The organism is Hyphobacterium sp. (genome assembly GCF_043584775.1).
In the GTDB taxonomy this organism is placed as follows: Bacteria; Pseudomonadota; Alphaproteobacteria; order Caulobacterales; family Maricaulaceae; genus Hyphobacterium.
Genome location: NZ_CP121327.1, coordinates 2715005 through 2733671, shown reverse-complemented (window position 1 = coordinate 2733671; position 18667 = coordinate 2715005). Strand labels below are relative to the sequence as shown.

At 60.9% G+C, this 18667-nt stretch carries 20 protein-coding genes; 11 read left to right on the top strand and 9 right to left on the bottom strand.

Features of this window, described 5'->3' with window-relative positions; genetic code table 11:
* Positions 1 to 17 precede the first annotated feature (17 nt).
* From P0D52_RS13660 to P0D52_RS13650, 3 genes are read right to left on the bottom strand one after another with little or no spacing between them, the layout of a single operon-like run.
* On the bottom strand, positions 18 to 1733 hold the full coding sequence (locus P0D52_RS13660; protein ID WP_394693199.1) for a heparinase II/III family protein: 1716 nt from the start codon (positions 1731 to 1733) through the stop codon (positions 18 to 20).
* A gap of 5 nt (positions 1734 to 1738) precedes the next feature.
* Positions 1739 to 2401 carry a ribulose-phosphate 3-epimerase gene (gene rpe, locus P0D52_RS13655; RefSeq protein ID WP_394693198.1) on the bottom strand — a complete coding sequence of 221 codons (663 nt, stop codon included), beginning with the start codon at positions 2399 to 2401 and terminating at the stop codon, positions 1739 to 1741.
* 43 nt (positions 2402 to 2444) lie between these two features.
* Entirely contained in the window at positions 2445 to 3749 is a 1305-nt protein-coding gene (locus P0D52_RS13650) for an RsmB/NOP family class I SAM-dependent RNA methyltransferase (RefSeq protein WP_394693197.1), read from the bottom strand.
* A 46-nt stretch (positions 3750 to 3795) separates the two neighbouring features.
* Between P0D52_RS13650 and P0D52_RS13645 the strand changes: the two genes are divergently transcribed.
* Complete coding sequence (locus P0D52_RS13645; RefSeq protein WP_394693196.1) at positions 3796 to 4002, top strand: DUF1674 domain-containing protein; 207 nt, start codon at positions 3796 to 3798, stop codon at positions 4000 to 4002.
* Positions 4003 to 4065: 63 nt separating this feature from the next.
* Positions 4066 to 5307 carry a hypothetical protein gene (locus P0D52_RS13640; RefSeq protein ID WP_394693195.1) on the top strand — a complete coding sequence of 414 codons (1242 nt, stop codon included), beginning with the start codon at positions 4066 to 4068 and terminating at the stop codon, positions 5305 to 5307.
* On the opposite strand, the gene pyrF is transcribed toward P0D52_RS13640, so the two are convergent.
* From pyrF to P0D52_RS13625, 3 genes are read right to left on the bottom strand one after another with little or no spacing between them, the layout of a single operon-like run.
* On the bottom strand, positions 5304 to 5996 hold the full coding sequence (gene pyrF, locus P0D52_RS13635) for an orotidine-5'-phosphate decarboxylase (protein ID WP_394693194.1): 693 nt from the start codon (positions 5994 to 5996) through the stop codon (positions 5304 to 5306). The two genes, P0D52_RS13640 and pyrF, sit on opposite strands and share 4 nt — an antisense overlap.
* A gap of 12 nt (positions 5997 to 6008) precedes the next feature.
* Positions 6009 to 6635 (bottom strand): LysE family translocator, encoded by a 627-nt coding sequence (locus P0D52_RS13630; RefSeq protein WP_394693193.1) that lies wholly within the window; start codon positions 6633 to 6635, stop codon positions 6009 to 6011.
* A gap of 11 nt (positions 6636 to 6646) precedes the next feature.
* The gene (locus tag P0D52_RS13625) at positions 6647 to 7483 is read right to left on the bottom strand and encodes an SDR family NAD(P)-dependent oxidoreductase (RefSeq protein WP_394693192.1); all 837 of its coding nucleotides are present in this window, start codon (positions 7481 to 7483) and stop codon (positions 6647 to 6649) included.
* A gap of 222 nt (positions 7484 to 7705) precedes the next feature.
* Here P0D52_RS13625 and P0D52_RS13620 point away from each other — a divergent pair, with 222 nt between their 5' ends.
* A complete protein-coding gene (locus P0D52_RS13620) occupies positions 7706 to 8167 on the top strand; it encodes a hypothetical protein (RefSeq protein ID WP_394693191.1) in 462 nt (153 codons plus the stop codon).
* Between the two features lie 69 nt (positions 8168 to 8236).
* Positions 8237 to 9415: a dipeptidase gene (locus P0D52_RS13615; protein WP_394693190.1), complete on the top strand. Its 1179-nt coding sequence runs from the start codon at positions 8237 to 8239 to the stop codon at positions 9413 to 9415.
* Positions 9416 to 9432: 17 nt separating this feature from the next.
* On the opposite strand, the gene P0D52_RS13610 is transcribed toward P0D52_RS13615, so the two are convergent.
* Positions 9433 to 10275, bottom strand: a complete 843-nt coding sequence (locus P0D52_RS13610; RefSeq protein ID WP_394693189.1) for a hypothetical protein — start codon at positions 10273 to 10275, stop codon at positions 9433 to 9435.
* Between the two features lie 56 nt (positions 10276 to 10331).
* A complete protein-coding gene (locus tag P0D52_RS13605) occupies positions 10332 to 11741 on the bottom strand; it encodes a serine aminopeptidase domain-containing protein (protein WP_394693188.1) in 1410 nt (469 codons plus the stop codon).
* A gap of 68 nt (positions 11742 to 11809) precedes the next feature.
* Here P0D52_RS13605 and P0D52_RS13600 point away from each other — a divergent pair, with 68 nt between their 5' ends.
* From P0D52_RS13600 to P0D52_RS13585, 4 genes are all read left to right on the top strand, one after another.
* On the top strand, positions 11810 to 12082 hold the full coding sequence (locus P0D52_RS13600; protein WP_394693187.1) for a metalloregulator ArsR/SmtB family transcription factor: 273 nt from the start codon (positions 11810 to 11812) through the stop codon (positions 12080 to 12082).
* Positions 12079 to 12783 carry an SdpI family protein gene (locus P0D52_RS13595; RefSeq protein WP_394693186.1) on the top strand — a complete coding sequence of 235 codons (705 nt, stop codon included), beginning with the start codon at positions 12079 to 12081 and terminating at the stop codon, positions 12781 to 12783. The genes P0D52_RS13600 and P0D52_RS13595 overlap by 4 nt, the downstream gene beginning before the upstream one ends.
* 67 nt (positions 12784 to 12850) lie before the next feature.
* A complete protein-coding gene (locus P0D52_RS13590) occupies positions 12851 to 14086 on the top strand; it encodes an argininosuccinate synthase (RefSeq protein ID WP_394693185.1) in 1236 nt (411 codons plus the stop codon).
* A gap of 93 nt (positions 14087 to 14179) precedes the next feature.
* On the top strand, positions 14180 to 15475 hold the full coding sequence (locus tag P0D52_RS13585) for a hypothetical protein (protein ID WP_394693184.1): 1296 nt from the start codon (positions 14180 to 14182) through the stop codon (positions 15473 to 15475).
* Here the strand turns inward: P0D52_RS13585 and P0D52_RS13580 are convergent, their stop codons facing one another.
* Positions 15476 to 15814, bottom strand: a complete 339-nt coding sequence (locus tag P0D52_RS13580; RefSeq protein WP_394693183.1) for a hypothetical protein — start codon at positions 15812 to 15814, stop codon at positions 15476 to 15478.
* A gap of 132 nt (positions 15815 to 15946) precedes the next feature.
* On the opposite strand from P0D52_RS13580, the gene P0D52_RS13575 reads away from it, so the two are divergent.
* The 3 genes from P0D52_RS13575 to P0D52_RS13565 all read left to right on the top strand — a co-directional run bounded on the left by P0D52_RS13575 (position 15947) and on the right by P0D52_RS13565 (position 18622).
* Positions 15947 to 16474, top strand: coding sequence for a CC0125/CC1285 family lipoprotein (locus tag P0D52_RS13575; RefSeq protein WP_394693182.1), 528 nt, complete (start codon positions 15947 to 15949; stop codon positions 16472 to 16474).
* Positions 16475 to 16498: 24 nt separating this feature from the next.
* Positions 16499 to 17011: a hypothetical protein gene (locus P0D52_RS13570; protein WP_394693181.1), complete on the top strand. Its 513-nt coding sequence runs from the start codon at positions 16499 to 16501 to the stop codon at positions 17009 to 17011.
* A gap of 144 nt (positions 17012 to 17155) precedes the next feature.
* Positions 17156 to 18622: a hypothetical protein gene (locus tag P0D52_RS13565; protein ID WP_394693180.1), complete on the top strand. Its 1467-nt coding sequence runs from the start codon at positions 17156 to 17158 to the stop codon at positions 18620 to 18622.
* Positions 18623 to 18667: the final 45 nt, after the last annotated feature.

The window sequence follows — 18667 nt, the reverse complement described above, 5'->3', positions numbered from 1 at the left end:
CGCAAAGGCGTGAACGCTTACGTTCCGCCGACGCGGCCCAGTCTTTGAAACGCCCAGCGGACGCGGTTGGGCGGGCGTTCGCCGGCTCCGAAAGGCTCTGCCTCGCCCTGAACGACGATCTGTGACGTTCGTTTCGGGCCGCCCCCGGCAGCCAGATAGACGGAGCGCTCAATGCGGATCGGGCCGCCATCGGTCCGGAATCGCCAGCCATCGCCATTTCCCAGAACCAGCAGAGCGCTCATTCCGTCCCGAGCGAGCGACGCCTTCACGCCCGGATGAAGATGAAAGCGGATCGCATATCGATAGCGCTGATCGACATCATCCGGCGGACCGTCATCAACCGGCCGGAAAAGCCCATCCTCGCCGCGCAAATCACCGCCATCCGCCGCCAGGAACAGGCGCCGCCGGTGATGAAGGCCGAAGTTTTCATGATAGCCATCATGACTGGCTTCGATCCATGTGCCGATGTCTTCCTCATTCCGCCGCGCCACGACCATGCCGGGCTGATCCTCAAAGCGCGGACCGAGAAGCTTTCGTCGCCATCCGGGCGGTATCAGGCGCGCCGAAGAGGTTTCTTCCAGTGTCAAAGTAGAGTGAGCAGCCGTCGCTCTGACGGCTTCCCGCCAGCTATCGGGTTGCTGGTCGGCCCATCCACAATTCACAATGATCCGATGGCCACCCGCTGCGAGCTCGAAAGCCAGCGTGCCCGCGTGCGCAGAGGTGCCTGACGCGCCCTTCACCGGCTTGCCGGCATCCATGATCAACAGGGCACCGCCTGCTTCGATCCGCTGATATCCGCTATTCGGCGCAAAGCCGAAGGAGCGGGCTCCCGTATCCCGGGCCGAAAGGGAGATATCGATGGCACGTCTATCCCCTTCGCCGCCACCCTGAAACGTGGCCAGGCCCCCATCTCCCATGCGAAAAAAGCGGATGATCGGTGCCATGCGATCCATGGCCCGGCTGATCGATTCCGGCGTTTCACGATTGGCGTGTGCTTCTGCCGTATCAATCAACGTCAACAGGGTCAGGATTTCCGAAGTGGCCGCTGGGGACCGGCTGAGATGGCCTCCGTCTGTAAAGACCTGACGGGGCAATTCGCTATCCAGCAACTTCTGGCCGGCAGTGCGCAGGCTTTCAGTGTCGAGCACCGCACCCGATAGCATCAGGGCCGCACCGGCGCGGATCTGATCCAGATCGGTGTTTCCATGAATGGCCGAACGCTTCAGATGGCGAGCCTGCCGTAGCAATGATTTCAGCCGGTCGGGTTCGCCCGCGAATAGCTGCCCTGCCAGCACCCAATTGATAATTCGCTGGGCACTGACTTCTGGTGCCCAGGAGAAGCTGTTCCACGTGCCAAAGCGGCTAATCCAGCCATCAATCAGCTCGCCGGCCCGTCCATTCGCCTGTCCGTCCTTGCACGCGAGCAGGTCGCGTAGCCAGGCAAAGCCATGCAATGAGCGCGCAAAGCGCTCGGAAGGCGCGGGATGTGAAAACGGATCCTGCGCTTCCAGCACATGACCCGAAAATCCGAATCGCCCGTCCAGAATGGCCGCGCCACGCGCCGCATCCGCCGCGCGAATGTCTTTCAGAGGAGGAGAAAAGGGGGCATCGGGCAGTGGGCCAGCCGATATCGCCCGCGCGCCACCGATGGAGTTCAATGTATCAAAGAGCTCACGCCGCGCTCTGCGGCTGACGGCTTCGGCATAATCGGAAAATCGGACCACTCGGGTCATTCCGGCTATTCTCCCCGCAGGGCTTTGATGTTCGCCGAATATTTTTCTGCGCCGCCCTTGAAGACCGCTGTGCCAGCCACAAGCGCCCGCGCTCCGGCGTCAACACATTGCCGCGCCGTTTCCGGATTAATCCCGCCATCAACTTCAATCATCACATCCAGCCTGCGCATTTCGATCGTCGTCGCCAGCGCTTCGATCTTTCGTAATTGTGACGAGATAAAGCTCTGTCCGCCAAAGCCGGGATTGACGCTCATCACCAATACAACGTCCAGCTCGTCGAGAACGTGATCAATCACACTCTCGCTGGTGGAGGGATTCAAAGCCGCCCCCGCCTTGCAGCCGGCGCCTTTGATGGCCTGTACGGTTCGATGAAAATGCGGGCCGGCTTCTGGATGGGCGGTGATGATATCGGCGCCCGCGGCCGCAAAGGCATCGATAAAGGGATCGATCGGCGCAATCATCAGATGGCAGTCGAAGGTTTTCTTCGAGTGCAGACGAAGCGCTTTGACGACGCCCGGTCCGATGGTCAGATTTGGCACGTAATGACCATCCATGACATCGACATGGATCCAGTCCGCGCCAGCTTCGTCGATGGCCCGCACCTCTTCGCCAAGTCGTGCGAAGTCCGCAGACAGGATAGACGGCGCGATGAGGACGGGTTCAGCCATGCAATTCGAATAACAGTGCGCTGTTGCCCGCGCAAGCAAGCCGTCAGGCTTTGGCGGTTTTCCGCAGCCGGGCGATGAAGAATCCGTCAATCCCGCCGCGATCGGCCCACATGTCGGGGGTGAGGCGCACGGCTCCATTCTCCTGAATGGCGTCTTCCAGCTCCGGTAACTCGTCCGGACGGATGGCGTCAATTTCCAACTCGGGATGCCGTGCCAGACCATTGTCCAGCCAGAATTCACCTTCTTCGGGCTGCAGCGAACATGTGCAGATCACCAGAAGGCCACCGGGCTTCAGCAATCGCGTTGCATTGTCCAGCAACGCATTCTGGATCGGGATCAGGGATGCAATGTCCTCCTGATTCTTGATCCATGCCGCATCCGGACGGCGCCGGAGCGTTCCGGTTGCCGAACACGGTGCATCCAAAAGGACGGCGTCGAACGATTGCGCTTCGCCCCAGGTCTGCCCATCAGCGGTAACGCATTCGGCCGCCAATTGCGTGCGGCCGAGATTGTCGGCAACCCGGCGCATACGTTTGGGCGATGCATCCAGCGCCGTCACGGAAGCTCCCGTCGCTGCCAATTGCATGGTTTTCCCACCCGGCGCTGCGCACAGATCAAGGACCGATTCGCCAGGCTGGGCGTTCAGCAGGCGGGCAGGCAGGGCCGCGCCGGCGTCCTGGGCCCACCACTCCCCGTCGTCAAAACCCGGCAGGGCGGTCAGGTCGCCAATTTCGGGTTTCCGCAGCGTGCCGGTCGGCAGGATCGCGGCTCCGATGGCCTCAGCCAAGCTTTCGCTATCCGGGGATTGCCGCAAGGACAGGTCCAGTGGTGGATCACGCATGACAACAGCACAGATGTCCTCGACTGTGCGAATACCATAGGCGGCTTGCCAACTGTCGCGCAGCCAGTTTGGTAGATTGTCCGATAGCGGTGTGGCGTCTGCGATCTCTCTGCCACCGGCAACAACCTTGCGAAGGACAGCATTGATCAGACCAGAGAACCGCTTGGAATTCGCCGAAGTCTTTGCCAGCGTGACGGCTTCGGACACGGCAGCATGGGGTTTGGTGTCCAGAAACAGGATTTGCGCCGTCGCGGTTTCCAGCAGCAATCGCGCTTCTCCCGCATGTTCGGGCAGGTCATGTTCCAGAAAGGCCGAGAGCACGGCGTGAATTTGTCCACGCCGGCGCAAGGTTGTCGCGGAGATCAAGCGAGCAAAGGCTTTGTCGCGCGATTCCATACGCCCGAATTCCGGCGTCTGGGAGAGCGCGGCATCCAGCGCTGTCCGGCTTTCCAGCACAAATTTGAGGGCGCGCACAGAAGCGCGGCGAGCGTCGAGTCCAGGATTCATGCGCGCGCCCTAGCATGTCGCGTTCTGACGCGCTATCTCCCCATCCATGAGCAAGCATGAAACACCTCCCGAAGGAGCCGCCCCCGGAAAGGCCTTGAGTGAGCCCGCGCGCCGTGCATTGGAAGAAGCCGCCCAGCGCCGGAAGAACGCCGCCGAGGGGGCCGAGTCTCCCAAGGAAATCAATGGCCCGAAGGGCCCGGAACCCACACGTTTCGGCGACTGGGAACGCAAGGGCGTGATCTCGGATTTCTGATCGCTTCGCGCGATAAGGGAAATCGCTGTCAATTGGCACAAGTCTGGCATTAGCATTTTGTTAATGAACAAGATGCTCGCCACTCTCCTCGTCTTCTCGGCTGCCGGTCCGGCGGTCGCCCAGGACTATAACCGTCTGCTCGGGGGTCAGAATGTCCCGGCAGGCGCCCAGATTCGTTTTGCTGAATGCCCAGCGGGGACACGTCAGGAATATCCGGAAGGGCAGTCCGAGCCCATCTGTGTTGTGGATCGATCCGGCACATATTCGCAAACCGGATCCTCAGGCGGTTACTCCTACGGTTATGATGGCGGCGATTATTCGGCCAGCGGGTCGGCTGGCGGATATCACGCAGGCTATGATTCCGGTGAATATGCCTCACGTGAATACGAGGGAAGCACGCTTCTGAGGCAACCGACATCTGGGCGCTCCCGGTATTCCTATATTGAGGATGGCGATTATATTCCGGATCCTTCTGCCAGCCGGTATGGCGCGACGGATCATGAAACCCGCCGCTATGCCGACCATCGTGGCGGCTCGCAGAGCGGACGCCGCATGCCGGGGCATCCCTGCGTCATTCTTGATCCGGTTCCGACCGAAGCCGACTGGAACGCGTCTGCAGGACCGTGCCGTCTCGTCGATACGCCACGTCGCCCGCCACATTATGAACCTCCGCGCTATGAACCGCCGCGTTACGAACCTCCGCGCTATGTTGTGAGGGACGACAGCTATTATCGCCGCGAGACCGAGTACACGCGGACCCGTTATGCGCGGGAATGGCAGGGTCAGGATGGGCGCTACTGGCGGGAATCAGGTGGATATTCCTCTGGCGGACACCATTCGTCCTGCGGCTGCTCGGATCATCACCGGCATTATGATGGCTGCGGACACCAGTCGGAATACGCCACGTATACCGGACCGATCTTCCCCGGCGTAGGCGGCCGCTCACCGGTCTATTATGGCGGCGGCGGAGGCGGAACGGTCATCATCAATCATGGTGGCGGGCGGTCTCGGGCCTTCGCCGGCAGCGGCGCCGGGTCCAGTTCGAACGCCAATGCCAGCGCGTCGGCCAATGTCAATGTGAACACCAATGTCCGCGTCAATACCGGCGTCCGTTTTACCGGCGGCGGAGGTGGTGGCCACGGCGGCGGTGGCTATGGTGGTGGCGGTCATGGCGGTGGCGGTTATGGCGGCCACGGTGGCGGTGGATATGGTGGTGGCTACTCCGGGGGCGGCTATGGCGGCGGCGGGTATTCCGGCGGTGGTTACGGCGGTGGCGGTTATGGTGGAGGCGGCGGCCGCTATTAGGCGGCTTCCATTTCCTCCAGGATTTTTCGCGCGGCTTCGGCCGGATCCGGGGCCGCATTGACCGGCCGCCCGACGACCAGATGGGTCGCTCCATTGCGCAAGGCATCGGCGGGTATGGCGGCCCGGGCCTGATCATCCTTACTGGACCATGACGGGCGGATGCCGGGCGTCACGATCAGCAATTGATCGCCGAATTTTTCCCGGATTTCAGCCGCCTCCAGCGGGCTGGCAATAACGCCGTCCATGCCGGCTTCCAGACATTGCTCGACGCGGCGCATGACCAGATCATGCGCGCTCATCGTATAGCCCATCTCGGTCAGCATCGCATCGTCATAGGATGTCAGCACCGTCACGCCGAGCAGTTTCAGATCCGGATCATCGCCCCGGCCTTTCACGGCTGCGCGCATGACCGGCGGTTCGGCGTGAACAGTCAGAAGATCACCCCCGCGCGAAGCGATGGACCGCGTCGCCTTTTCCACCGTGGTCGGGATGTCGTGCAGCTTGAAATCCAGAAAAACCTTTTTCCCGGCAGTCCGGAGCTTCTGGCACAAATCCATACCGCCAACGGGCAGGAGCTGAAGCCCGATCTTGTAGAAAGAAACGGCGTCCCCGCAGTGCGCGGTCATGGCCTCCGCCTCGGCGGTTGAGGGCAGGTCGAGGGCGACGATCAGGCGATCTTTCATGGACATGGCAGTAACCTCCTAGGCGGTGTCGCGAGACAATATCAGGCGCAATCCCAGCGCACCGAAGGCGGTTGCGGCGACACCATTCAGTACGCGACGCAAAGTCAGGGATTGAGCAAGTTTGGCGCGCGCAGCGCCAGCGACGAAAATGACAGAGATCAGGACTGTGTTTCCAATCGCCATGAAGATCGCGGCCAGTGTCATCAATTGAACCCAGACCGGCCCCAGCTCGGCATTGGTGAACTGCGGCAGAAAGGCCATGAAAAACAGGCCGATTTTCGGATTGAGCAGATTGGTGGTCGCGCCCCGGATCATGGCACGTCTGACGCTTCCGGCGGCTCTGGCCGTCGGCGCTTCATTCCAGTGACGCAATGTCTGTACCGCCAGAAACACCAGATAGGCGCCGCCGACCCATCGCACGACGGTCAGGGCATGTTCTGTCGCCGCCAGCATTGCAGACAAGCCAAGCACCGTCGCCAACAGCCAGCTGGCAGCGCCGATATTGATGCCGAGCAGAGCGGCGAGTCCGGCCTGGCGGCCGCTGGATGCCGTCGTCGCCATGGTAAATGCCATATCCGGCCCAGGCGCAATGGCCAGTGCGACGGCGCCTGCAATAAAGATCGGCAAAATAGCGAGGTCGATCATGGGTCTGAGGCCTACTCCGCGGCTTCTGTGGATTGGGCGCGCTTCATGGCTTGTTTTGCCTGCCGGGCAATCAGCCATTCGCCGATCGGATCGGGCAGAATCCGCATCGTGGCGACCATGAATTTATACCAGGCCCCGGGCACGCAGACGGCCTTGTTGCGCTCGACCGCATCATAGGCGGTGGCAGCAACGTCTTCGGCTTTCAGCATCCAGTAGGACGGCAATTGCGAGACGGACTGGCGGGCCCCGTTCACATCATGGAATTCCGACCACGTATAGCCGGGACAGACGGCGGTGGCGTGGACATTCTTGCCCAGCATTTCCGCCTTCAAAGATTGTGAAACCTTGATGAGGAGCCCTTTGGCACCGGGGTAGATCGTGCCGGAATATCGCGTGTGTCCGGGCGAAACCGGGAGCAGGGCGGAGACGGACGAAACATTGATGATCCGTCCGAATTTGCGCTCTTCCATACCTGGAAGGATCAGATGAATCAGTTTGAGATAGCTCGTCACCATCAATTCGAGGAAACGCGCCTGATCGGCCCAGTCGGTTTCGGTGAAATAGCCGGGCTGTCCGGCGCCGGCATTATTGACCAGCCCGTCAATCTGCCGGCCGGCCTTTTCAATCTCGGCGACAATGCGCTCCGGTTCGCCCGGCTTGGCGAGGTCGGCGGGAATGACGAGGCTGTCAACGCCATTCTTCGCTTTCATTTCCTCGGCGAGGTCGCGCAACCGGTCTTCACGGCGGGCGACGAGGGCGAGATCCCACCCCTTGGCGGCGAATTCGCGGGCCATGGCATCGCCAATGCCGGAAGAGGCGCCGGTGATAAGAACGAGTTTGCGGGCCATATCAGTGTCCTTTGACGGCGGAGAAGATGAACAGACTCTCCTACAGTTTTCTGTTTCGTCTCCTACTACGACTCCTACGATTTTTTCCATGGCGGAGGCAATCGCACCGTATCGAGTGAGCAGTATATGCCTGCCCGCGCCGGTGGGGAGAACCGCCGGACGCACACGGCATCTGGTTGCGCTCCGCGCTTTGGGTCAGGATACGGCAAAGGGGAATCGCTCATGACCATCCGGGAATTGCTGGTTTATATCCTTCTGCGCCGCCTGCTCTATCCGGCGATCGCCTTTCTCGGCGCCAGCATGGTGGCCAGCCTGCTCGTCTCCATCGTGTTTTTCGCCATCGCGCTCTGGGGCGAACCGGACCAGCCGTTCAGCCCCTATGGCCTGTTCGGCATGCTGATCGTCGCCATCACGCTGGGCTTCTACGTTGCTGCCCTCGCCGGTGTGCCGGCCTGCCTTCTGATCTGGGGCATGCGATTTACCGGACTTCGCCGCGGATGGACGGACGCCATCGCCGGCGGATTGCTCGGTGCCGTGATGATGCATGTCGTCCTGCACGGCGCCTCGGCACTCACGGAGGCTCCGTCTTTGATGGTCGGTCTGTTCGGCATCGCCGGACTGGCCGCCGGGGCGGTCTACTGGAATTTCACCGGACGGCCGCGCCCGCCCTATACCCTACCCTGACCTGAGCGCCCAAGCCTTGCCTGCCGCCCACACCCCGGCCTAGTCTCGCTGCATCGGGGGAGATCGAACATGCGCACGTTTTTCAAATGGCTCGGAATGGCAATATTGGTGACGGCTCTGACCGGGGCCGGGTTTTTCTTTTTCATCCTGCCGCCGCGCGTTGATGATGCGCTGAACGCCGTCACTCCGCATGATCCCTATGAGATTTCAGCCGAAGCGCAGGCCCTGCACGACACGCTGCGCGTGGCGGACCTGCATTCCGATCTGCTCCTCTGGTCGCGCGATCCGGTGCGGCGCTATGGCCGGGGCCATACCGATCTGCCCCGCCTGCGCGACGGCGGCGTCGTGCTGCAGGTTTTCACCTCGGTCACCAAGACGCCCTCCAACATGAATTACGAGACCAATGACGCGACCAGCGATGACATCACCTTGCTGGCCATTGCCCAGCGCTGGCCGGTGGACACATGGGGCTCGCTGTACAATCGCGCCCGCTTTCATGCCCGCCGCCTGCATCGCGCGGCCGAGCGGTCCGGCGGTGAATTTGTCGTGGTGGAAAGCCGCGCCGATCTGGCAAACGCGCTGGCCGCCCATGCGGAAAACGGAAACATGGTCGCCGGTATTCTCGGCACGGAAGGTGCGCATCCGCTGGAGGGCGATCTCGCCAATATTCCGCGTCTCTATGCGGAAGGCTATCGCGTTGTCGGCCTGCAGCATTTTTTCGACAATGAGCTCGGCGGGTCCCTGCACGGCCTGTCGAATGCCGGATTGACGGAGTTCGGCCGCGCGGCGGTGCGTGATCTAATTGATCAGGGCTTCATCATTGATGTCGCCCATTCGTCCGAAGCTGTCGTTCGCGAAGTGCTGGATATGACCGATGCGCCGCTGATTGTCTCGCATACCGGCGTGCGCTCCCTGTGCGAAACACCCCGCAATATCGACGATGCGTTGTTTGCGGAGATTGCCGCGCGCGGTGGTCTGATTGGCATCGGCTTCTGGGCGGATGTCACCTGTGATGACAGCCCGGCTGGCGTTGCGCGCGTCATCGCCTATGCGGCAGAGCAGTTCGGCGTGGAGGCCATCGCATTGGGATCAGACTATGACGGCTCCATCACCGCCAGCTTTGATGCCTCCGAACTCGCCGTGCTGACCGATGCCCTGTTGGACGCCGGCATGTACGAGGCGGATATCCGCGCCGTGATGGGCGAAAACCAGATCCGCTTCTTCCTGGAAAACCTGCCGGCGGATTAGCGCGCAGATGGGGCGTATCACGCGATATGGGTCTCGGGGCAAACGGGTCCGGAAAACAGCTTCGCCAGCTCTTCCGGCAACTTGTCTTTATTCACCGGCACACCCAATTCCATCGACAGTATCCGGTTTCGCGCCGATTCGACAAATTGCAGGTCTACCGCTCCGGCACTGTATGTCCCATTCGGCGCAATCGTTTGGCCGAGAAGCCGCGACCAGTTTTCTGCTTTCAAGCCCTCGAAATCTTGCTCCATTGCAAGAACCGGACGCGACAAGGACCCTTCACCGAATATGGCGTGGAAGGCGTCTCTCGCCAATCCGGTTTGTTCGGCCACACGGGTCGTGTCGTGATAGTCGACAAAAAATGTCATATGATCCCGAAGCACCGAGTTGAGCTGGATCTGCCCTTTGGGGGTTCGGGACAGCCGTTCGCCCATTCCCGACATCCATCGCGCGAACCAGCCCGCACCGCCAAATCTCTTTCCCAGCCAGATCGTTCTGGCTTCGTTGTCCAGCAACCCGCCGACCATGACGGTCGTCCAGAAAAATGTCGCTTCACCAAAGGGGCCAGTTGTCGTGGGGGGGATATGCGGCAGTCCCAATGCCCGCAGAGCCTGCGCCATTTCCCATGGCCCGGAGTGCGCCTTGAACGCTATGCCACCGATCCGCGGCGGTTGATTTTGTGCACCTTCAAGGCGGGTAAACTCGATGCCGGTTGATCCTTCCCACAACGCGCCCGACTGAATGGCCTCGGACGTCGTGAAGGGCCACAATTCGGGCAGACCGGTTGCCGCCTGGAGCGCTTTCAAATGCTGTTCTGGCGTGTCGGTGATAACGGCAACATGGTCAATTTCTATACGCATGAATTCTCGCCCACATGAAAACTGGAATCAGCGCAAGAGCCTTATCGAAGTGCGGACTATTCGGCAGTACACGTCTGAGTGATCAGGCTTTCTGCCGCCTCACCAATCAGGTCCAGCGCCTCGGGCGACATGGCATGCGGGGCGGTCGCATATTCTTCTGGCAGGCCGGTTTCGGCTTGCTGGAACAGGTGATTGACGCCGGGCACCACGGTGATCTCGGTCGGATGGTCGCGCCGCGCCCATGACAGGGCCGCGGATTGGGGTTCATGCCGAACCTGCAGATCGCGCTCTCCGAAAAAGGCATGCACCGGCCCGTCATACTCGGCCATGGAGAAGGCCGGATCCAGATCCAGCGCAGCAACCGCATAATCCTGCCCCCAGATCGCGCCTTGCTGGCGGGCCGCCTCTTCCGGAAAGCCCAGCGCGGTCAGTGCTTCGGTCAACGCAGCGGGATAATCCGTCACCGTTTCATCGCGCATCACCGCAAACATGGCATCCTGCAGCGCCCGGTTCCGGTCGGCTGCCCCCTGCCCGGCACCAGAGGCGAGGAATATGGCTTCCGACTGATCATACAGCGTGTCGGCCATGGTCATGTGCATGCCGGCCAGTGTGATCAGAAAGGCGGGTTCGGCCTCATTTGCGGCCAGAAAGGCGATGAGTCCGCCTTCGGAATGACCGAGAATGGCGGCGCAGCTGGCATCCACGCCGCCGGCCCCGCGCATCGCCGCCATCGCCGCCACGGCATCGTCCGCCAGATCATGGGGGGAGGCGGGAGCGACAGCATCCGAACCGCCAATGCCTCTGTCATCCAGCCGCAGCGTTGCGATACCGCGCTCGGCCAGCGCATCGGCCAGAACGCCGAAGACCGGCTGTCCCACAACGGTCGCATTGCGGTCCTGCGCGCCCGAGCCGTTGAGAAGGAGGACCGCCGGGAAAGGTCCATCGCCCTCCGGGCGTTGCAGCGTGCCGGCCAGCCGGACATCTCCTGACATCACGATAAAATCATCAGCTATTGCATCGTCTTCCGGAAAGAAAACGCCCCGGACCCGGTCGCGCTCCAGCGTCAGGGGGACGGTCGCGCCGCCCTGGCTGAACGTGCCGGAGAGGGTTTCACTATCAATCCGCTCAAAGGCCATCGATGCGCCGACACTGGCGATTGTGCCGGTAAGCCCGTCAGTATCCATTTGCGTGATATCGATGGGCATACGCGCCCCGCCCTGATCGACACTGATCAGAACCGCTTCGTCTCCGCGCACCTCCAGAACCAGCTCGAGCTGAGCCGCGCCCACATCCAGCGTGCCGGACCAGTCGCCTTCATAGCGCCCGCCATTCTCATCGGACCGGGCCTCATCCGTTTCGGCCGTGGCCAGCACGGTGCCGCTTTCTGCAGACGAGCCGGTGGGACCGGGCGCGGTGTCACCGCAAGCGGCCAGCAGAAGGGCAATGATCAGAGCAAACGGACGCATGACAGACCTCATTCGTTTTTTCGCTAATTAGTCTTGACGCTAAATAAGGCGCGTGTCAATCATGAGCCATGAGTGATGTTTTCAAGGCGCTGGCCCATCCGGTCCGGCGGCAAGTGTTGGCAAAATTGCGGGACGGGCCCATGTCGGCCGGGGATCTGGCCGAGGCTTTCCCTGTGTCCAAGCCGACCATGTCCGGTCATTTCACCGCGCTGAAAGAGGCCGGGCTGATTCTCGCCGAACGTCACGGCACCACAATCCGCTACCGGCTCAATGCCGGGGCCGCCGAAGAAGCGATCGCCCTGCTCATGGGCCTGATCGGCAGTAAGGAGACTGACACATGATCCGCCTGGGTTTGATCATTTCCGCCTTTGCTTTTGTCCTCGCCGTCATCTTTTCGGCCTATGGCTGGATCAATACCGATCCGGGCGCGCAAGTGCCCGTCCATTTCAACCTATCGGGCGAAGCTGATCGCTATGGGTCAAAAGCCGAGGCCTTCCTGTTTATGCCGGCCATTCTTCTCGGCATCACCTTCCTGCTCGCCATCGCCCCGAATATCGACCCACGCGGCAAGAATCTGCGCCGCTCCCGGCCGGTCTATATTGTCGGCTGGATCATCGGCGTTGTGGCGCTGGCGGGCGGTCAGGGCCTGATCACCTGGACGGCCGTCGGCGGCGGAATAGAGGGCGAGGTCATGGCGCGCGGCGTCGGCGTTTTCATCGCCGCCATCATGCTCCTCCTCGGCCTTGTCATCGCCAAGGCCCGCCCGAATTTCTTCGCCGGCTTTCGAACCCCCTGGACGCTGTCTTCCGACCTCAGCTGGGACAAGACCCATCGATGGGCCAGCCGAATATATCTGGCGCTGGGTGTGGCCGGGCTGGCCGCCTCCCTGCTTCTGCCGCCGGAACCGGTGACCATCGGCCTGCTGGCGGCCGTGCTGGGCAGCACGCTGGGACTCGTCATCTATTCCTTTCTGGTGTGGAAGCGCGACCCGGCGCGCGAAACGCTCAATCCGGACGATGCCGATGAGGACGACGCGGTCTGATTGATCGCTTGCGCGGGCCTGTGCTTGCGATAGTTTCCGCCCGAATTCGAATTTCGGGAGATGCGGCATGGCGCGCAAGGATATCAAGCGGATTGTACTGGCCTATTCCGGTGGGCTGGATACGTCCATCGCCGTCAAATGGCTGCAGGAAGCCTATGACGCGGAAGTCGTCACCTTCACCGCCGATCTCGGGCAGGGCGAGGAAATCGAACCGGCGCGCGAGAAAGCGCTGGCGGCCGGGGTCAAGCCCGAGCACATCTTCATCGAGGATGTGCGCGAGGAATTTGCCCGCGACTACATCTATCCCATGGTCCGCGCCAATGCCGTTTATGAAGGGCTATATCTGCTCGGCACCTCCATTGCGCGCCCGCTGATCGCCAAACGCCTTGTCGAGATCGCACACGAAACCGGTGCCGATGCCGTGGCCCATGGCGCGACAGGCAAGGGCAATGATCAGGTCCGTTTCGAGCTCGGCTTTGCCGCGCTGGACCCGTCCCTGCATGTCATCGCGCCCTGGCGGGAATGGGATCTGACCTCTCGCACCAAGCTGATCGCCTATGCCGAAAGCCGCGGGCTTCAAATCCCCAAGGACAAGCGCGGCGAAGCGCCCTTCTCGGTCGATGCCAATCTCTGGCACACATCTTCAGAAGGCAAGAATCTGGAAGACCCCTCGGCGCAAGCTTTCGAGGAAACCTTCCAGCGCACGCTCGCCCCGGAAGATGCGCCGAACGAAGCCGAATATATCGTCATTTCCTTTGAAAAGGGCGATGCCGTCGCGCTGAACGGGGAGGCGCTCTCTCCGGCGACCTTAATCGAGCGCCTCAACGAACTCGGCCGCGCCCACGGCATTGGCCGTCTCGATCTCGTCGAGAACCGTTTTGTCGGCATGAAATCGCGCGGCATTTATGAAACGCCGGGCGGCTCCATCCTGATGGCGGCGCATCGCGGTATCGAGCAGATCACGCTCGATCGCGGTGCCATGCACCTAAAGGACGAGCTGATGCCGAAATACGCCAAAATCCTCTATGAAGGCTTCTGGTTCTCGCCCGAGCGCGAAATGCTGCAGGCCGCCATCGATCTCTCGCAGAAATATGTCACCGGCGATGTGCGCCTGCGGCTGTTCAAGAGCTCGGTCAATGTCGTGGGCCGCCACTCCCCGGCCTCTCTCTACAGCCTTGAACACGTCACATTTGAGGATGATGATGTCTATGACCAGAAGGACGCACAGGGCTTCATCCGCCTGAATGCCTTGCGCTTGCAGCTTCTGGCGGCCCGCAAGAAACGTCTGGGGGAGAATGACTGACCTGTCAGTCAGGCAATCTTTCTCGCGAAATTGTCAGGTGCATTGCCGGCACAGATATCTTCCAATGCCCCTAAATCAGCTGTGAGACGCCCCATGATCCGTCCCCTTTTCACCGCCGCATGGCTGGCCATTTGCCCGATCACCGCCTTTGCGCAGGATGAAGCGCCCGAACCGCTCGCGCCCTTCGAGATATCTCGTGCCCTGAGAATCGAGGCCGGTCGCGCCGCCGAGGCCGGCGATCTGGAAGCCGCGCGTCGCGCACTTCAGGCTGCCAGCGCCCTGCAGCCGGGAAGTCCGTCCGTCCTCCTCGGTCTGGCACAGATCGGCATGGCCAGCGGTGATGATGAACTGGTGCTGTCCTCACTCGAAGCGGTGGCCGTGGCCGGCCTTTCTTTCGACCTGTCCCGTCTGGGCGAGACCGATGCGCATCTGCGCGCGGCCTATCCTGATCGCTATGCGGCTCTGGATGGTCTGCTGGCCCGGCATTCCGGCACGGCCGGAGAGGCCGAACGCGCCGCCGAGGTGTCTGTCGCCAACAGCCTGATCGAGGGCATCGCCGTCGAGATCGAGACTGACCGGATTTTCCTCTCCGATGTCATCGGGCGTCAGGTGCTGGTCGTCGAGCCTTTCGACCGCTCGAGCGCGCAGGTCTTTGCCGATGCCGAAGATGGTCTGCAATCGGTCTTCGGACTGGCCTCGGACGATGTAAATCGCGTCATCTGGGCCGCGACCGGGACCCTGCCGCAAACCCCTCTGGCAGAGGGTGAGGCGGCCACAACGGCTCTGGTTGCGCTGGATATGATCACCGGTGATGTCTATCGCCGCTTTGAAATCGATGGCGCCGACCGCATCGCCGACCTCGTCACCCGCGACGGCATTGTCTATGCCGTCGATAGCGGCGCGAACCGTATCTATCAGCTGACCTCGCTGTCCGGCCGCTTGCAGCTTCTATCGGACGACGCCCGCTTTGCCGGCCTGCAGGGCGCCGCGCTGGCCGATGGCGCGCTCTATGTCGCCGATTATGCGCTGGGTCTGTGGCGGGTCGATCTGGCAGATGGCAGCGCACAGCAGGTGCGCGCCGGAAGCGAGAGCCTCATCGGCATTGATGGCCTGTCTGCCACGCGCGAAGGCCGTCTGATTGCCGTGCGCAATGGCATGGCACCGAATGCCGTTTTTGCGATAGATCTTGCGGATGATGGATTGAGCGTCGCCAGCACGGAAATCCTGCTGCGCAATCACCCTGCCTTTGGCGAGCCGACCCTGGTCGATGTGCAGGATGACCGGGTCTTCGTCGTCGCCAATGCGCCCTGGGCGCTCTGGCCGGAAGATGGCAGCGGCCCGACCGAAGCCGTGCCGCCCACCATCATTCTGGAATATGATCTCGACTGATCAGTCGAACTCTTCAATGCCGCAGGCTTCGCGCATGGCGGGCTCGGCATCCTGCATTTTCTGACCCATCACGAGGATGTCGGTGATTTCCATGCCTTGCGCTGCAGCAATGGTCATGACTTCCGCCGGTTCATTGGTGTCGGCCTCCATGACCGCCATCATGAAGGACAGCTCGGTCTCGTCGAGGGCCTCGACGATATGACCGGCAGCGCACGCGCAATCCGCAGCGTCATTGCCGGATTCGGTGCAGGCCGCGGTCAGTTCTTCCTGCGGCGTCAGCCCATAGGCGGCGGCGCTCAGGGCGATGACAGCAGCGCTGCCAGCGAGCATACGAAACATGGGAACTCCTTGGTGTCTGGTTTGCGGGCAAGACTAGCGCGAATTCGATGAACCCGAAATGACACCACTGGAAAAACAATGTCATCCGGCGCATACTCCGCTTTGCGAGGACATAGAAACGGAGAGACCGCCATGCGGATCACCGCTACGCTTATTCTGGCCGGCGTCATTTTGGCCGCCTGCGCCACGCCAACCCCTTACCAGGCCGCCAATCAGCCCGGTGGCAGCGTCTATGGCTATGCCGAGCAGGCGATCGAGCGCGACCGCTATCGCATCACCTTTTCGGGCAATTCTCTGACCGATCGTGAAACGGTCGAGACCTATCTGCTCTATCGCGCCGCCGAGTTGACGCGAGAGCGCGGCTATAACCATTTCACAGTGGTTCAGCGCGCCACCGACGAGGACACGCGCACCTGGGGCGGCGATCCCTTCTATTCACGCTTCTATGTTGATTATCGCTTCTACCACCCGCGCTATGGCTGGTATCGCAGGCATGACCCGTTCTGGAATGACACGCGCTATCGCGAGACCACGCGCTATGAAGCCGTGGCCGAAATCGTCATGGGCCGCAACCCGTCCGGCAATGACGCCAATGACTTCAATGCCGGTGAGGTCCTGCAAAATCTCGGCCCGGACATTGTCCGGCCGGAAGTGGGTTAAAGTTCTAGCAGGAAGGAGTGATGGTTGACGTTCCTGGCCCTTGCTCAGCTGGTTGCGCTGGCTTCACTCCCTGTCGATCATCGTATCCAGTTCGACAATTATGATTTGCAGCCGCCGCTTCAGGAGATGGAACGTTCCTGCCAGCCATTCATTGATCGTGCACGATTGCCTGTCGACGAACGGGTTACAGTGCTTGTCCCCGAGCGGGTTTATAGCTGTTTTCGCGGTGCGACCCAGTTCACAAGCGTTGTGGTCTTATATGTCGAGCAAATTTCGCCAAATCCTCACCAGAGCCGGCATATAGCCGAACTGATCCGGCAATGGCGTTCCGGTTTCGATGAAGCCGGATTTCGACAACTCAGCCTGAACTATTCCTGCGCCGAATTTGTGCTGGCTCAATATGCCAATGATCAACACTCGGACCTGATAATCCTGAGCGAAGATCAGAACCGGGTGACGACGATCACTCAGTTTGAATCAGAGTGCCGCCAATTCATCTCTTTCATGCATCCCGTTGATGTTGGATGGCAGCCCTGACTAGGGGCTGGCGGGTTGGACCGCCATCCCGCACATCGCGGCAGTCAAGTTCGGTGGATTAGTAGGCGAGCGAATGCGGGTTCGACCAAAACACTTCTTGCCTTACCCGCCAAGGTCGCGAAGGATCGGCGCATGATAAGGCTGATGATGTCGATACGATCGGGCGCAATATGGCTGGCGATAGCGACCGGACTGTTTGCGTGTGCGACGCCCGGAATGTCGACCGGCGATCCAGAAGCAACTTCCGGCTGCCATTCCGTCTATACATCCATTTACATCCCACCCACCAGATTGGGTGGGAGCGGGCACGTTCAGCAGGTGCGTGTCGGCGAGGACTGCGAAATCAATTCGAATTATTCTGATGTCGTTGCGCAATTGGCATCTGCCGGTACGGCCTATGACGAGCGGCGAGCATTGCAGCTGGATCATCGCCGCGCGGCTATAATCAATTACTTCAATTACTCGAATCACGAATACCGGATGGATCGGGTGTTCGAAGAATGGATCCAGCAAGAGGCCGGAAATTTCGAGGACAACAGAGCGGCGGCAGGTAACAATCTGCGAAATTATGTCCGCTTGATGAGCCTGATTGCGACGCTTGATCACGGGCAGGGTTATCGCTGGGATGAGTCCGCACGATTGCAGGCTTACCCGATCGACACAGATATTTCCGTAAGCCATCCGGAGTTCTGGCCCTTCAGTGAAGGCGTTTCGCGGCAAGGTCATTCAGTGAACGTCCCCCTTCGGCAGGTCGCGCTCGATGGCGCTGCTCGCTTGCGGCAATCGCTAGCCGAAAACTATCTGGACGGATTTTCAAATATCGAAGAGGCCTGCGCCGCAAACGAGATCCGGCAGCAGCCGCCATCCGGCCCCTTCACCGCCGATGGCGATGGCGCAATCTCGATTGCCTTGGCGCCCTATCAAAGCGAAGCCTATGAGCGGGAGTTCGTGGACTGGCATCAGCGCAGCGACTTGCAGGATGTCGAGCTCGCCTCAACACCGGCGAGAGCGGATCTGGTGATACTGATTGTTCGCGATTTTTCATCTGAACGGTCCCGGAATCCGGCTGGCGCGGCTTGGCGGCCAAGCCACCTGGATTCAGACCTTTTCGTCTCATCTGCAGAAAGCCCGGAATTAGACAGAAGTCGCGAACTGTACGGATGGCAGCTTAGCCTGGGCTGGATGGGATTCTTTGGCGAACACCAGATGCGCGGGCTCTGGCAGGCATTTGCAGCGGATGCCGCCCTAGACTGCCGACTAGATTCAAGCCGCAGCTCTGAATACTGCATGGCCAATGGCGACTCGCACCGGATTGTCAGAACCGAGCGCATCATCCTTCCTCTCGCCAGCGATGAGATGATTATTGTGGATACTGGGCGGCTGCGGCCGCCGGCAACATTGTCGAATGCGCTCTATCGGCGGCCGTCTGTTATGCAGATTCAGCCGGTTGAGGGTGATAGACCAGCACGAATGGCGTGCATGGTTTCTGGAAATCTGGATGGGGCGAGTCTGGCCGAGGAGTTCAGTGCATGTGTCGAATTCGCCGTCTCACCTCAATCTGACCCTATTGAGGATTGCGTCTGGCCATGGCTGTTTTCGGACTTCCGGTAGCCCTTAGACCTCCATCCCGCACATCGCCGCGATCACTTTAGGCGG